Annotated in this window: 12 protein-coding genes; 5 read left to right on the top strand and 7 right to left on the bottom strand. The window is 57.2% G+C overall.

Translation table 11 applies throughout. The annotated features are described in order from the left end of the window. Window positions 1-7: 7 nt before the first annotated feature. Together E1J53_RS05210 and E1J53_RS05205 are read right to left on the bottom strand one after the other, a co-directional pair. Complete coding sequence (locus tag E1J53_RS05210; RefSeq protein WP_134271891.1) at window positions 8-1285, bottom strand: sugar isomerase; 1278 nt, start codon at window positions 1283-1285, stop codon at window positions 8-10. 168 nt (window positions 1286-1453) lie between these two features. Continuing rightward, window positions 1454-3559 carry a bifunctional aldolase/short-chain dehydrogenase gene (locus E1J53_RS05205; protein ID WP_134271890.1) on the bottom strand — a complete coding sequence of 702 codons (2106 nt, stop codon included), beginning with the start codon at window positions 3557-3559 and terminating at the stop codon, window positions 1454-1456. Window positions 3560-3972: 413 nt separating this feature from the next. Here E1J53_RS05205 and E1J53_RS05200 point away from each other — a divergent pair, with 413 nt between their 5' ends. Continuing rightward, a complete protein-coding gene (locus tag E1J53_RS05200; RefSeq protein ID WP_134271889.1) occupies window positions 3973-5019 on the top strand; it encodes a GntR family transcriptional regulator in 1047 nt (348 codons plus the stop codon). 102 nt (window positions 5020-5121) lie between these two features. Here the strand turns inward: E1J53_RS05200 and E1J53_RS05195 are convergent, their stop codons facing one another. The 5 genes from E1J53_RS05195 to E1J53_RS05175 all read right to left on the bottom strand — a co-directional run bounded on the left by E1J53_RS05195 (window position 5122) and on the right by E1J53_RS05175 (window position 10703). Further along, a complete protein-coding gene (locus E1J53_RS05195; RefSeq protein ID WP_134271888.1) occupies window positions 5122-5451 on the bottom strand; it encodes a rhodanese-like domain-containing protein in 330 nt (109 codons plus the stop codon). Between the two features lie 155 nt (window positions 5452-5606). After that, complete coding sequence (locus tag E1J53_RS05190; RefSeq protein ID WP_216650006.1) at window positions 5607-6263, bottom strand: peroxiredoxin; 657 nt, start codon at window positions 6261-6263, stop codon at window positions 5607-5609. A gap of 169 nt (window positions 6264-6432) precedes the next feature. Beyond that, entirely contained in the window at window positions 6433-7050 is a 618-nt protein-coding gene (locus E1J53_RS05185; protein WP_134271887.1) for a hypothetical protein, read from the bottom strand. Window positions 7051-7052: 2 nt separating this feature from the next. Then, complete coding sequence (locus E1J53_RS05180; RefSeq protein ID WP_134271886.1) at window positions 7053-8420, bottom strand: hypothetical protein; 1368 nt, start codon at window positions 8418-8420, stop codon at window positions 7053-7055. Window positions 8421-8585: 165 nt separating this feature from the next. Further along, the gene (locus tag E1J53_RS05175) at window positions 8586-10703 is read right to left on the bottom strand and encodes a serine hydrolase (RefSeq protein ID WP_173021370.1); all 2118 of its coding nucleotides are present in this window, start codon (window positions 10701-10703) and stop codon (window positions 8586-8588) included. A gap of 189 nt (window positions 10704-10892) precedes the next feature. Here E1J53_RS05175 and E1J53_RS05170 point away from each other — a divergent pair, with 189 nt between their 5' ends. The 4 genes from E1J53_RS05170 to E1J53_RS05155 all read left to right on the top strand — a co-directional run bounded on the left by E1J53_RS05170 (window position 10893) and on the right by E1J53_RS05155 (window position 15495). Then, entirely contained in the window at window positions 10893-11666 is a 774-nt protein-coding gene (locus tag E1J53_RS05170; RefSeq protein ID WP_134271884.1) for an ABC transporter permease, read from the top strand. Further along, window positions 11666-12445: an ATP-binding cassette domain-containing protein gene (locus tag E1J53_RS05165; protein WP_134272037.1), complete on the top strand. Its 780-nt coding sequence runs from the start codon at window positions 11666-11668 to the stop codon at window positions 12443-12445. Before E1J53_RS05170 ends, E1J53_RS05165 begins: the two co-directional genes overlap by 1 nt. Next, on the top strand, window positions 12438-13460 hold the full coding sequence (locus tag E1J53_RS05160) for an MlaD family protein (protein ID WP_173021369.1): 1023 nt from the start codon (window positions 12438-12440) through the stop codon (window positions 13458-13460). The genes E1J53_RS05165 and E1J53_RS05160 overlap by 8 nt, the downstream gene beginning before the upstream one ends. A 319-nt stretch (window positions 13461-13779) precedes the next feature. Continuing rightward, window positions 13780-15495 (top strand): SulP family inorganic anion transporter, encoded by a 1716-nt coding sequence (locus E1J53_RS05155; RefSeq protein ID WP_134271882.1) that lies wholly within the window; start codon window positions 13780-13782, stop codon window positions 15493-15495. The last annotated feature ends 36 nt before the right edge of the window (window positions 15496-15531 follow it).

The raw sequence follows: 15531 nt of genomic DNA, 5'->3' as shown, positions 1-15531 counted from the left end.
TTGGCGCTTAAAGTCCGGTCGCTACCGTGTGCTTGCCGCGTTCGTCCACCAGTCGTTTCCGCACGCCGAGCTTGCGGTAGGCGCTGAGGGGATCCAGGGCCGCCCCGCCCTGCAGGCGGGCGCGCTGGAGCAGGGGACGCACGTCGGTGCGGAAGGCGCCCTGCAAAATTTCCTGGCAGCGCACCACGTCGTGCTCGAGTTGGGCCGTACTGAGCGCCTCCTGATCAATCAGCAGCGCCTTGGCGTAGGCTTCCAGAATGGCTTCGAGGCTCTGAAGCAAATCTTCCAGCGGGTCCTTGATGTTGTGGCTCGCATCAATCATCCAGGCCAACTCGGGGTTCTGGGGATTGTTGGCCATGCCGTAAACGAGCTCGTTGAAAATCAGGAACAGGGCGTAGGGTTTGATGCTCCCCACCGTCAGGTCATCGTCTCCGTATTTGCTGTCGTTGAAGTGGAAGCCCCCCAGTTTCCCCTTGGACATGAGGGTAGCCACGACCTGTTCGATGTTGGCGTTGGGCAGGTGATGGCCGAGGTCAACGAGGGTGTAGGCACGCTTACCGCAGGCATTAGCCAGCAGGAAGCTGGTTCCCCAATCCATGATGACGGTACTGTAGAAATTGGGTTCGTAGGGCTTGTATTCAATCAGGAGGCTCCAGTCCTCGGGGAGCCCCCGGTAGATTTCCAGACAACTTTTCTCCGTCTGGCTGAGGGCCTTTTGAAAGGAGCGTTGCCCGGGGAAGCTGGTGCCATCGGCCAGCCAGACGGTCAGGCTTTTGGAGCCGAGTTGTTCACCGATGCGCACCACCTCCAGGTTATGGGCTACGGCCTGGGCGCGGATACGCTCGTCGGTGTTGGCCAGCGAGCCGTGCTTGTAGCTGAATTGATTGTCGGGTTGATCCTGAAAGGTATTGGAGTTTACCGCATCAAAAACGATGCCGTTCTGTTTGGCGATGTCGCGGACGGCGGCGTAGTCCGTCGGGGTATCCCAGGGAATGTGGAGGGAGACCGCACCGGCGGTTTGGGTCAGGGCGTGCAGTACGCCAATGTCTTCCATTTTCTGTTCCAGGCTTCCGGGTTCCCCTTCAAAACTAAAGCGCCCGAAGCGGGTCCCTCCGGCACCGAGCGCCCAACTGGGAATGGCCACCTGAAAGGCCGCCAGCTGAGCTACCACTTCGCCTACGTCAACGCCCCGACGCGTCAGTTTATCCGCCAGGTGATCAAAATCGGTTTCGTGCTCTTCCAGGCTGCCGTTTACGGCGATTATTTGCTCTTTGTTCAGTTGCATGATCTAAATATTAAGGACTTGGGCGTCACCGCAGGTGCCGGGTAATTCCTAACCAGCCAGGGATTTGAATGGACGATTACCCACCCATCTGGCTCCCTCCGTATTGGCACGGCACCCGCCCGCCGGGGCCAAAAAAAGTGCTTCCCAGCACCAGGGGTGATGCACCCGCTATCGGACGAAGGCATTGGCCATACCGCCGTCCACGTTGATGATGTTGCCCGTCGTTTTGGACAATACGCCAACGCAGGCAAAGACCCCGTCGGCAATGTCTTCGGGGCGGATGATTTCCTGCAGCAGGTTGCGTTTGGCGTAGTGCGCCGGCAGTTCTTCCACGGAGATGCCGTAGGCTTTGGCGCGGCCTTCCGCCCACTTCCCTTCCCAGATTTTGGAGCCAATGATGACCCCGTCCGGGTTGACGGTGTTGACCCGAATGCGGTCCCCACCGAGTTCGGCGGCCAGGAGGCGCGTCATGTGCTGCTGGGCCGCCTTGGCCGTGCCGTAGCCGACGTTGTTGGGACCAGAAACCAGGCCGTTTTTGGAGGCGATGGCGACAAAATCTCCCCCCATTCCCTGGTCACGCATGGTGGCCACGGCGCGCTGGGCGAGCATAAATTGCCCCTTGACGAGGACATTCTGGAGCAGGTCCCAGTCCTGCTCGGTGTGCTGATCGAGGGGCTTGGAGATGGCCAGTCCGGCGCTGTGCACGACGATGTCCACACCACCAAAAGTGAGGGCGGCGTGATCAAATGCCTGACTGATGGAAGCCGGATCGGTGACGTCGCAGACCACGTAGGTTGATTCATCTCGTTTGAAGGTACCATGAGCTTCGCGGAGGTTGTCCTCGCTCAGGTCCGTGAGCACCACCACCGCACCTTCAGCCACCAGTTTATCGGCGATGGCCTTGCCGATGCCGCCCGCCGCTCCGGTGACCAGCGCCACCTTGCGGCTCAGGGTTTTCTCCTTCGGCATCCGCTGCAGCTTGGCCTCTTCGAGCAACCAGTACTCAATGTCGAAGGCTTCCTGCCGGGGAAGGGCGGTATATTCCGAAATGGCCTCCGCCCCACGCATCACGTTGATGGCGTTGATGTAAAATTCCGAAGCTACCCGGCTGGTCTGTTTGTTCTTGGCGAAGCTGAAAAGCCCTACGCCCGGATAAAGAATGATCACCGGATTAGGGTCCCGCACCGCCGGACTGTTGGGGTGCTTGTGCGCTTCGTAATACTGGTGGTAGGCCGCCCGGTAATCAGCAAAGGCGCCGTCAAGTTTCTCCCGCACCGCAGCGGAGTCGGACAGGTCCTCATCGGGGGCCAGATCCAATACCAGGGGCTGAATTTTGGTCCGCAGGAAGTGGTCGGGACAGGAGGTACCCATCGGCGCAAGGCGATCAAGATCGTGGGAGTTGATGAACTGCATGACCACCTCCGTGTCCTGAAAGGTGCCCACCTGGGGAATTTCGGAGCTGGTCAGCCCGCGCAAAATGGGCATCAGTTGGGCGGCCCGCTGCCGGCGTTCAGCCGGAGGGAGGCTGGCGACCCGCTGGCCACCAAACACCTGATCTCCCTGCGCCTTTACCCGCTCTTCGATGTAGGCGCTGGCCATTTCGATCACCTCCAGGCTGTTCATGTAACATTCATAGCTGGTGTCTCCCCAGGTGAAAAGTCCGTGGCTACCCAGCACGATACCCCGGATACCGGGATTTTCGGCAAGACACTTCCTGAGCTGGAGCCCCAGGTCAAAGCCCGGACGCTGCCAGGGTACCCACCCCATCGTATCCCCCCAGATTTCCCGGGTGATTTTTTCACTGTCCTTCGCTGCGGCCACGGCAATCAACGCATCGGGGTGCAGGTGATCGATGTGGGCGAAGGGCAACAGTCCGTGTAGGGGCGTATCGATGGAAGGCGCGCGCGAATCCAGGTCGAAAATACAGTGGTTAAACAGCCCGACCATCCGGTCTTCGTCCTCCAGTCCGCGATATACCTGCTTGAGGTTGCGGAGGCGCTCCGTGTAGAGGCCCGCAATCCCCTTGCGGGTGAGGGTACCAATGTCTCCGCCCGAGCCCTTGATCCACATAACCTCCGTATCCTCTCCGGTGATGGGGTCACGCTCTACGGTTTTACAGCTGGTATTCCCCCCTCCGTAATTGGTGATGCGGAGGTCGGCCCCCAGAATATTGGATCGATACAAAAACAGGGCGACCTGATCGTCGCCCAGGGTAGCGGCGTGATCAGTGTCCCAGAGGTAGTCTACGTGTTGGAAGGTGGTTGCGGGGGTCATGATTGATGCTGGAAAATTTGATGGATGGTAAGGTTGCAGGATCCCGTAGCGATATTCGTTAGCCAATCGTTTGGGAAATCGATTGTCCTGGAATGCCGATAAGATCGCCTGACCGCAAGCTCAAGTGGTATTCGTGCTATTGTGGCCCCTAAGTTAGGGAGACTGTCGAGCGTTGGTGTCCTGCACCATCCCGCATATGCCAAATTTAATCCGTACTACCTTCAATTTCTTCTTCACGGCGGTGCTTAGCTCCGGAGCGGTCCGAACCGCAGGAACCATTTCCTCGTTTTGGCGGAAACTTATCTGGCCGGGGTTGTAATTTTGGCGGGACCGTTTTCCCGGCTGCTTCCCTACATTTATCCGCCGGAAGCTTATGCTCATCCCGGTTAATCACGCAAGCTTTTCCCCCTCAGATGAAATTATCGGCCCACATCGACGTTGACGAAGGTTCCCGGAACCCCAAGTATCGCCAGGTAGCTGATGGAATAATTGACATCATCCTGGCCGGCAAGCTCAAGCTCAACGACCGCGTTCCCTCGATCAACTTGCTCAGCGAAGAGCTCGATCTTTCCCGGGACACCATCGAAAAAGCCTACAACATCCTTAAAGAACGGGGGATCATCACTTCGGTGAAGGGAAAGGGCTATTACGTGACCAAAACGCCCACCAGCTCCCGACTAAAGATTCTCTTCCTCATCAATAAGCTGAGTGCCTACAAGATGAGAATCTACAATTCCTTTCTGAATACCATTGGGGAGCGCGCCCACACCAATCTTCAGGTCTATCACTGTGATGAATCCCTGTTTCTGAGTTTTCTCGATGAGGGTGGTAAAGCGTACGATTACTACGTCATCATGCCTCACTTCAAAACGTCTTCACTCCGTCACAGCAGTGCCACGGAGGAGGTCATGCTGGCCCTGAACACCATCCCCCGGCACAAGTTGCTCATCCTAGACAATCAATTGTTCGACCTGACCGGCGAGTACGCCGAAGTGTACCAGGACTTCAAGGAAGACATTTACGGAGCCCTCAAGGAGGGACATGAGCGGGTTGCCCGCTACCGGAAGCTCGTCATTGCCTATCCGTCGCGCTCCGTTTATCCTTATCCCCGACGGATACTTCACGGCTTCCGGAAATTCTGCGTTGAGGCCAAACTTCCCTTTGAGGTCATTGAAGAATTCGGAGAGGACATGGTATTGGAAAAAGGCACGCTCTACCTGACGATCCCCGAAGCGGACCTCGTCAACCTGGTCCGCAGCGCCCGCGACCAGGGCCTCCAACCGGGCAAAGACATCGGCATCATTTCCTACAACGAAACGCCCCTGAAGGACTTACTGGGCATCACCACCGTATCCACTGATTTCGTGGAAATGGGCCGCAAAACTGCCGAGCTCCTCGGGGAGAAGCGGTTGGAACGGGTCAAGAACCCCTTTTCGATATTGTATCGGGATTCGTTGTAGCGGGAAGCAGCATCATCTTACCCCCACCACCAAAATGGGCTACGAGACCAGGTCTCGCAGCCCACGAAAAAGCTTTCTTCAATGATAAATTCACCTCTTCACTTATCCTTTCCTTTCCAGTTCCCGTAGCTTTCGATTTAATCCTTGCCAGCCCCCGCCATTGATGGCTTCCATCCCGAGGGAGTTCAGCTTACCCGCCACGACTCCGCTCCGATTGCCGGAGGCACAACAGGTGATGATGGGTTGACTCATTTTACGATACTTACCAACGGATCGGTCCAGCTCCTGCAGCGGAATATTGATGCTACCCGCCACGTGTCCCTGAGCGTATTCCCCGCGGGTTCTTACGTCCACGATGGTGCCCTGGGCTACTTGCTCGGCGGTGATGTCCGGGCCAGAAAATCCGAGTAATTTATTGATGTAATCGATCATGATAAATGTTGATTGAATGGCTTGATGAAAGGTGCGTTGGTATACCCAACGTCACCGGAAAAAGGTCCTGATCGGCACGGAACCTGGTGGCTCACGCCGATCAGGACACGATTGTTATTGGCTCCACTCCGTAGAGGGGAGTGTGATTGCGGCGATTAGATATCCTTCTTCGCCAGGTAAAAGTCGATCTTCTCGTATTCCGTATTGGCGATGCGTTCGTCCATTTCCCGGAGGGTCTTGGGGGGAGGAACGATGGCCTTGTCACCGGGGCGCCAATCGATCGGCATGGCACACTTGGATTCATCGGACGTCTGCAGGGCCACCAGCGCGCGCTTGATTTCGTGCATATTGCGGCCGACGTTCATGGGGTAGTACATGATCAGGCGAATAACGCCCTTGGGGTCGATAAAGAACACCGCCCGTACGGCCGCCGTAGCACTTTCTCCGGGATGGAGCATACCGTAGAGCTTCGACACCTTCATGTCAATATCGGCAATGATCGGGAACTCCATATATACGCCGGTTTTCTCCCGGACGTTGTTCACCCAGGCCAGGTGAGAGTGTACGCTATCGATACTCAGGCCCATCAGCTTCGTCCCCCGTTCGGCAAACCAATCGGCTTCCTTCGCAAAGGCACTCATTTCGGTGGTGCACACCGGCGTGAAATCTGCGGGGTGAGAGAACATCACCACCCAGCTATCCTTGGCGTAATCCGAGAAGGTCAACTTACCCGTGGTGGTTACCGCGGTAAAGTCCGGCGCCTGGTCCCCAATGCGGGGCATAGTGATGGCGGTTTCAATGGTCGTTTGCATATTACTTGAATTGTATGATGAAATCATTTTCAAGTGCAAAACTACCGCCATGAACCTCCCCTTCCTGTGATGTGGATTACGTACGGTCTCTCCACCCTTCAGGTTCTTTATTTCATTGGTAGTGCAGGGCCAGGACCTGACGCTTCTAGGGAACCCCCGCGCCCACTCCCTACCCCATGTGCTCAATCAAGGTGAGCAGGGCGTCATTGATCTTGGCCCGTTCCCTTCCCGCTTCGGAGGGCTCAATCAGGTTCTTGATGATCTTTTGCTGCAGGGCCGAGTTCCGGGCCTGGATGAGTTTCAGGGTCTTCCGTTCGTCCGGGAACAGGCCATCCTCTGCGGCCAGGAGTTTAAGGGCTTCCTCGGTCAAATCCTGCGGAAGCAATTCTTCGTGGATGGTGCGGACCACCTCCGGGTCCAGGGGAGCCGGCCGGGCCGTGGCCGGCCGCTTACGTCCAAGGTCCCTTCCGGCAAACCAGAGCAGCCCCTGGGCGGGAAGCACCCAGGCGAAGGACATCTTGAGGTACGGCAGCGCATCCAGGCCCTGCAACTGGTAAAGGGGTCCCTGAGCGATCATGGTTACGAGCAGCAACAAAGCGTAGAACAACAGGTAGCGGGCCGAAAAATACCGTCGCTCCAACAGCACCGAAAGGAAAACGGGAGCAATGGCCAGCACAATCCACGCCACGCCCCAGAAGGGTTGCGGATTATATTTGCTTCCGATAAGTTGCAGGAGCAGAAAAATCAGCAACAATCCCAAGATACCCAGGCTAATGTTTCTGGCCATTCCTATTCTGATTTTCGGAGTCGTTCCAGTAAGTAAGACCGTTCCAGGTGATCCGTTACCGGCAGGCGCACCGGCTCGGTAATATAGGCTTCTTCGTAGTTTTCCCGCTTGACAAACTCGTAAACCAGGACGGATACGCGATGATCCGGGCCAAAGCTTTTACTCTGCAGATCCGAAGGCAATTCTCCAACACTCGTCTTGAACCACGCCAGGGCCTCCTCCCTGCTCACCGGTCGGGAGGTAGTCAGCAGTCCGTCCCGTTTTCCCACGAGGAAGACCATGACCCGAAAGTATCCCCGGCGGGCAAAAATGAGCGACTTCAGGTAACTGAGAATGGAGGGCGAATGGGCCACTTTGATACTTTGGCTCCACCGCTCCCGGCCATCCAGCGGCCGGCCGTCGGGATAAATTTGCTCCAGTTGGGTGATGAGCGCAAAACCATCCCGCCAGCGCTGAACGCTGGGTGGGCGATACCGCCCGTACTCGAGAGCCGACATAATCCTGCGGTAGACGTCACCAAAAGTTGCCCCGCGGGGCAACCCCATGGGCAAATTGGCCAATCGGTCGGAAGCGGCCGGTGGGTTTTCCGGAAAGGTGCCGAAATTCAGATGATCGTCGGGGAGATTTGATTCTGGCCCAATAGAGGGGAAGCTACCCGAAACCTCTCCCGGTTGGCCGTACACGAGATCCGGTTGACCGTCATCCTTATTGCAGTTGTACGGCAGGAAACCGCCGGGCTGGCCGGCTTCCCCCTCCTCTCCCAGCCATCCATACCTTTTTTGGTGGACGATACTGTCACGCCCCAGCTCACTGGTGACGATTAATCGCAGATTTCCGGGAACTCCAGACGATCCGGCCGCTCCGGCATCTCCTCCAGAAGTCCCCCGGATATATTGCCCGCAGAAAACGTAGGCATCACCGCCGTCACCACCATTGCCGCCGCTGCCAGCCGATCCGCCGCTGAGGTCAATCGTTAATTGACCCGCCACGGAAGCAAAGGAGACGTAAAGATCCAGGTTGGTTCCTCGACCACCCGATCCACCACTTTCCCCTTTTTCACCGTTCGTCGCCGGCGTTTCAGCGGTGCCATCCCTGCCGCGTTGACCATCCTTTCCGTCTACTCCGGGTTCCCCCCGACCGTCGATGGTAGCATCTCCTTCCAGATAGGCAACTTCAATGAGCAGCCTCACTGTCGGTTGATCAAGTGCCAGGGTAGCCCCAGCTCCCAGATAAAGCGTGTCAATCGCATGATATTCCCCCTTCAGGTTGTGGGTTTCGCCGGCCGGAACCCGCAGCACGTTCTGGGCCACCAGCAGAGACCAACCAGGACAAAAGATGATGGCCGCAAACAGAAAAATTTTTCTAAACACCTGAGACGCTTTGTTGCCAACAAGATAAGTATCCTTAAGCATCTGAAGACCACGGCCGTCCTGGGTCATTCTCGGCACCTGCGGTCACGCCATCAGAAGGAAGCCGATCAGGAGGGCGCAAAAGCGCAGGTGCCTTGCCCCGGGTGTGGCCAAACAAGCTCTTAGTTATTCGATCGGTTTAAACGGCCCGTACACCGCCCGTCGGAAACCGTGGTGCAAGCCGATGGGGTCGTAGGGGAAAAGCTGTACAAAAAACACGGCCACGAGATCATTGGCGGGATCGACCCAGAAGAGGGTGCTGGCCGCCCCATCCCAGAAGAATTCACCTACGGTGCCAGGGTTTTCCTCCGCCGAAACGGGGGGCCGCAGGCGCACGGCGAAGTCAACCCCAAAGCCCACCTGTCCCTTGGAGGGGAGCCACAAGCGCTCCGTCACCTCGCTGCTGAGGTGATTCGTCGCCATCCGTCGAACGGTTTCCGGTTCGAGGATTCGTACGCCCTCCAGTTTTCCGCCGGCGGCCAACATCCGTCCGAAACGGGCGTAATCGCCCAGCGTCGACGTTAGCCCGAATCCTCCCGGCGTATAGGTCTGTGGGTTGACGTTGAAGGCGTGAGCTTCCGCCGACGGCAACTGCACCAGGGAGCCATCCTCCTGCCGACGGTATGCTCCCGACATCCGCCCCCGATCTTCCTCGGGAACGAAGTACCGGGTGTCCTCAAGCCCCAGGGGATCGAGCACGTGCTCCCGCAGGTATTCTCCAAAGGGTTGACCCGAAATACGTTCCACGACCAGAGCCTGCATATCCACACTGATGCCGTATTCCCATTGCTCCCCCGGATGGAACAAGAGGGGAATTTTTCCCAGTTTCTCGGCCAGTCCGGTGAGGGTAACGTCCGGGTTGCGGACGTCCGCCGCCGCCCAAACTTCCCGTAAGCCCGGAACGTCACTGCCGTTGTAGAAACCCGCCGTGTGCCGGGTCAGGTCCCGGATCGTCATCGGCCGGGCCGGAGCCACCGTCTTCACCTTTCCGGAGGCGTCAAGTCCGTCAAACACCCGGACGTCCGCCAGTTCGGGTACGTATTTATCCACCGGGTCGTCCAAACTAAACTTTCCCGCTTCGTAGAGTTGCATCAGGGCCACTCCGGCAATCGGTTTGGTCATGGAATATATCTGCACGATGGTGTTGCGATCCATCGGTACCGACCGTTCGCGGTCGGCCATTCCCACGGCCTTGAAGTACACCTCCTCTCCCTTCTCGTAGATTAGGGAAGAGACCCCGGCCACGCCGCCCGTTTCGACAAATCGCGCCAGGGTGCTGTCCAGACGTGAAACGGCCGCAGCGTCCACTACCGGTCGCCGCTTCCACGATTGCTTCGCCAGTGCCAGGGTGGCCGCGATGCCCTCCCTGGCCGGTAAGGCGTCTCCTTCGTATTCGATGCCGAGGAATCCCCGGTAGTCGTGGGCGTGAATGATGTCGAACATGGTGCCAAAATCGATGTCGGGCTCCTCTCCCGCCGCATCAAAATTGAAGGCCTTCACGCTCACGCCAACGGCGGTTGGCATGAGGTCCATCATTCCCCGATACCGATCGTAGCGATTGGTACAGGGAGCTCCCCACAGCTGTCCGTTTTCCCGTTCTACGCACCAGTTGTCAAAATCGGCCAGGCTTCCCACACCAACGTCCGCCAGGCGGCCGACGAGTTCCGCCAACCACTCCCCATCGTTCGATATTCCACCGTGATTCTCGATCACGATCTGCACTCCTTCCCTACCGGCGGCCACCGCCAGGGGGCGGATGGCGGCTTCGCAGGCCGCCATAATTTCGTCGGGCGTTCCGTCTCCGTGGGCGTTGACGCGCATGATCGGACAACCAAGCTGGCGGGCTGCGCCCACCCAGGCCAGGTGTTGCTCGATGGCCCGTTGTCGTTCTCCCGGATCGGAGGCGCCCAGGTTGCCGGCATTGTCCACCAGCAGCATCACGCCCGCAATATCCGCCGCCGCGGCGGCGGCCGCCAGGCTGTCCAGGAAAGCATGGTCTTCCACCCGGTCCAGAAAGAATTGATTGACGTACTCTACGCCGTCGAAGCCCAATTCCGCCGCCGCTTCCACAAAATCGATGCTGGTCATTTCCCCGGAGAAGAGTTCCCGGTGGAAGGACCATTGCCCCAGGGAGTAGCGGGGGTAGACCTCCGCAGTCTGCGGAGCAACCGTGGGAACTTCATCGGGGGAAGCCGTACATCCCGCCAGGAGGAACAGGGAAAGAGCGAATGAGAATCTGGTCATAAGCGTCGGTAGGTTGGATATGCAGATAACGCATGGAGGGAGGCATCTCCCTTCCACCATCCGCCAAAATAGTAGTCCCAATGCCAGACTTTCGGCCGCCGGGCGGAGACAGATCAGCCGTAGCGGTGACAATCATCACCCTTCCTTTTCCTTTTCCCACCCATTATTGTAGCGTTAGCATACCACCATATGGAGAAGATTCGGTATTCCTTGTTGGGGATTTTTGAGGAAGTAGGAAAGTTATCCTCCTTTACGGGAAGGTTCTTTGGGGCGGCCTTCAGCCGCCCCTTCGAGTGGAAGGAGCTGATCCGGCAGTGCTACGAGATCGGTTACAAATCCCTCTTCCTGGTACTGGCTACCGGCTTCATCATGGGACTGGTGCTCACCCTCCAGCTCCGACCAACCATGATTGACTTCGGGGCCTCGGCCTACATGCCGGACATGGTAAGCATTGCTTTTGTGCGGGAGATCGGTCCGGTAGTTACGGCACTGATCTGTGCCGGTAAAATCGGCTCGGGCATCGGCGCCGAACTGGGGTCCATGAAGGTGACCGAACAAATCGACGCGATGGAGGTATCGGGGACCAACCCCTTCAAGTTCCTCGTCGTCACCCGGGTGTGGGCCTGCATCATCATGATTCCGTTGCTGGTCATTGCCGCCGATGCCGTCGGCATGCTGGGCTCCTACTTCATTGAATCCACCCGGGGAGAAGTCACCCTGGCCCTCTACTTCAACCGGGCTTTCCACGCGATGGCCGTCGGGGACCTGGTTCCCGCCACGATAAAAACTTTCTTCTTCGGACTGGTGATCGGAATCGTCGGTTGCTACAAGGGGTACTTTTCCAGCAAGGGAACCGCCGGCGTCGGTTCGGCCGCCAACTCCGCCGTAGTCATTTCCAGCCTGCTGCTCTTCCTGGTGGATTTCATCGCCGTACTTGCCGCGGACATTTTCTACGCCATATGATGGAAGCCAACGAACATAGCTCCGGCCAGAAACCCCTGATTGAGATCCGGGAACTCACCAAGTCCTTCGGTAATAATCAGGTGTTGTGCGGATTCAACCTGCAGCTTTTTCCGGGTGAAAACGTCGTAATTCTCGGGAAGTCCGGGTCGGGCAAATCCGTCTTAATCAAGTGCCTGATCCGCCTCATGGAGCCGGATAGTGGAGAAATTACCATCCTGGGCAAGTCCGTCATCCACCTGGATCAGAAAACCCTCGACCAGGTGCGTACCGAGGTGGGTTTCCTCTTCCAGGGAAGTGCCCTTTACGATTCGATGACGGTACGAGAAAATCTACGCTTCCCCCTGCGACGGCACCCGGAACGGAAGCGGGGACAGGAGGAGGAAGAACTGATCCACCAAACCCTGCGCAGTGTAGGACTGGAGGACGCCATCGACCTGATGCCCGCCGAATTATCGGGGGGCATGAAGCGCCGGGTGGCCCTGGCCAGGACGCTGATTCTTCGCCCTAAAATCATTCTTTACGATGAGCCCACCACCGGTTTGGACCCCATCACCTCCAACGAAATCATCCAACTCATCCTGCAATTGCAGAAGGAATTGGGTACTACTTCCCTGATCATCACCCACGACATGGACTGCGCCCGGGTAATCTCCAACCGGGTCATCATTCTCTTTGATGGCATCAACTACGCCGAGGGCACCTACGATGAACTTTCCCGGTCGCAGGACCCGAAGGTCCGGGCATTTTTCAAAGACATCAACGAACGACTACATGGCTAAAGCAAACAACGTCAAGCTGGGCATCTTCGTCACCATCGCCACCGTACTCTTCATCTATGGCCTGCTACGCATCAGCGAGGGGTTTGACCTTTTTGGCAGAACCATTCCCGTTTACGTTCACTTTCAGGACGTCAAGGGCTTGCAGGTGGGGAACAACGTCCGCTTCGCCGGCATCGGTGTCGGGGAGGTGAAGGACATTGTGATTCGGGACGAACGCACCATTCGGGTTCAACTGGAACTCGACGCCAAAGTGAAGGAATACCTGCGCAAAAATGCCACGGTCGACATCGCCACCGACGGCCTGGTGGGGAACATGATTGTTTCCATTAGTCCGGCCGAGGGCGAAGCGGCGGCGGTTGAGGCCGGAGACCTTCTGGTTCATAAACCCCGGATGGCCATTGCGGGCATGCTGGACGAGTTGGACGCCACCAACGAAAAAATTGCCGCCATCACCGAAAATCTACTGGCCATCACCCAGAAAATGAACGAAGGGGAGGGCACGCTTTCCCTTCTTCTGAATGATGGTCAGCTGGCTCGGGAATTGAGCACTACCACCCTCAATTTACGCCAGAGTACGCAGCAGGTAAACCAGGTTTCCCGGGACTTTGCCTCCCTGGTTAGCGGCATCAATGACGGACGGGGAAATTTGGGGTATTTGCTGAAAGGCAACACCCTGGAGGCAGAAATAAACCAGTTGAGCAACAACCTTGACACCCTTGTGAGCGTACGCACGGCACCCATTCTTGAAGAGCTGGAACACACTTCCCGTTCCCTGCTGGCCTCCAGCAAGGAGGTGGAAAGCCTACTGATGGAAATCAATACCGGGGAAGGGGTCATCACTACCCTACTCCGTGACTCTACCGCCGCCAACCACCTCAGCGCCACCCTCGCTAACCTGGATGTCGGCACCGAAAAGTTTGTCACCAATATGGAAGCGCTCAAATCGAACTGGTTCTTCCGCGGATACTTTAAGAAGCAGGAAAAACGCGCTCGCAAGGAAGCTCGTCGGGAATGAAGGCAGTCGTTATCTCCGGTGCTCATCTGAACCAGGGTGATAAAAATCCACTGTCCTGACCAGGGCAAAGCCGTGATCGGAAGCCCGTTTCGCGAAGGCGTAGCCAAGTGCAATGGTGTCCGAACATTACTTGAATGTTGACAAAGTAAGAAATCTTTGGATGAGTAAAAAAATTCTAACCTCATTTGTTGTTGCCGTGGTACAAACCGCAATCCGGAATCATTCCCAAGGCTGGCCCAATTACGCGCGTCCTACAGTGTGACTACGATCACCATTTGCGGAAGTTTGGCGCCTGATCTTTGCGCAAAGCTTAGAAATAATGAATAGTGTTGCGCGATGGATCCCCGCCCTTGAATGGATCAAAAATTACCAACGTTCCTGGTTAAAGGGAGACATTTCTGCCGGCCTCACCGTGGGTGTGATGCTGATTCCACAGGGCATGGCCTACGCCATGCTGGCGGGCCTTCCCCCGATCCACGGTTTGTATGCGGTCACCCTTCCCCTGGCCATTTATGCCATTTTGGGCACCAGTCGGCAACTGGCCGTTGGTCCCGTGGCCATGGTTTCCCTCCTGACCGCTACCGGAGTTGGCGCCATTGCCGAGGTGGGCACCGAAGCTTTTCTCACTCTGGCAATTGTCCTTTCCCTCATGGTGGGCGTCATTCAGTTCTTACTGGGATTGCTGCGTCTGGGCTTTTTGGTCAATTTACTTTCCCACCCCGTAATCAGTGGTTTCACCTCGGCGGCCGCCCTCATCATCGGCTTGAGTCAGCTCAAGCATTTGCTGGGTATTGATCTGGCCCGTAGCCACCATATTCACGAAATTCTGATTGCCGCCGGCGAACGGATCGCCGAAACCAATCCCATGACCCTACTGATCGGACTGGTCGGTATCGGCCTCATCATCGGCATCAAGAAGGTAAACAAGGCAATTCCCGGTCCGCTACTGGCGGTAGTATTCGGGATTCTGGCCGTTTTTGGGTTTGGGTTGTACGACCAGGGCGTCAAAATTGTTGGCTCCGTACCGGGCGGGTTGCCTTCCTTTAGTTTCCCCACCTTTAGCTGGGATCAAATCGAGGCCCTCATTCCCACCGCCCTGACCATCTCTCTGGTGGGCTTCATGGAGAGTATTGCCGTGGCCAAAGCCGTACAGAACAAACATAAAGATTACGAGGTCGTCCCCAACCAGGAGCTCATTGCCCTGGGCGCGGCCAACCTCGCCGGAGCAGTAATTCAATCCTACCCGGTCACGGGTGGTTTCAGTCGCACCGCCGTCAACGATCAGGCCGGCGCCAAGACGGGTCTGGCCAGCCTGGTCAGTGCCGCCCTGATCGTACTGACCCTGCTCTTCCTCACTCCCCTGTTCTATTACCTGCCCAAAGCCATTCTGGCGTCGGTCATCATGGTCGCCGTCTTCGGCCTCATCGACTGGAAGGAGGCCAAACACCTCTGGCACGTCCACCGCTCCGATTTCTGGATGCTGGCCGTAACCTTTGTGGCCACCCTCAGTCTGGGTATTGAACAGGGCATTGGTGTGGGGGTGGCGTTGTCCATTGCCGTCCACATCTACCGCAGTATGCGTCCTCACCTGGCCGTACTCGGTCGGATCGGAGAAACGGATGCCTTCCGCAACGTCACGCGCTTTACGGACGCCAGGGAGATTCCCGGGACGTTGATCGTCCGCTTTGATGGTCGTCTCTACTTCGCCAACCTTGCCTACTTCCAGAGTCAGCTCAAAGCGCTGGTGGAACAACGCCAGGATGACCTGCACACCATCATCATCAACGGGGAGGGCATCTCCAGCCTCGACAGCAGTGCGCTCCACGAGTTGCACAACTTCGTTTCCGACCAAAAGGCTAAGGGCTTCCGGGTAGTTTTTGCCGGGCTGATCGGCCCGGTGCGGGACCTGTTCGCCCGCGACGGCCTGACGGACATCGTCGGTCGGGAGAACTTCTACCTCAGTGTTGGTGCCGCCGTGGATAAGGTTGCCGAAACCCGTCTGCCCCCCCAATACGCGACCCAAGCCAACCTTTAGGCACGTAGCGGTTCGGTGATTCTAAGGGGAGTGTAG

The sequence above is a fragment of the Lewinella sp. W8 genome, assembly GCF_004375085.3.
Lineage (GTDB): Bacteria > Bacteroidota > Bacteroidia > Chitinophagales > Saprospiraceae > Neolewinella.
Note: the sequence above shows the minus strand (reverse complement) of the source record. Positions and strands in the feature narration are given on the sequence as shown.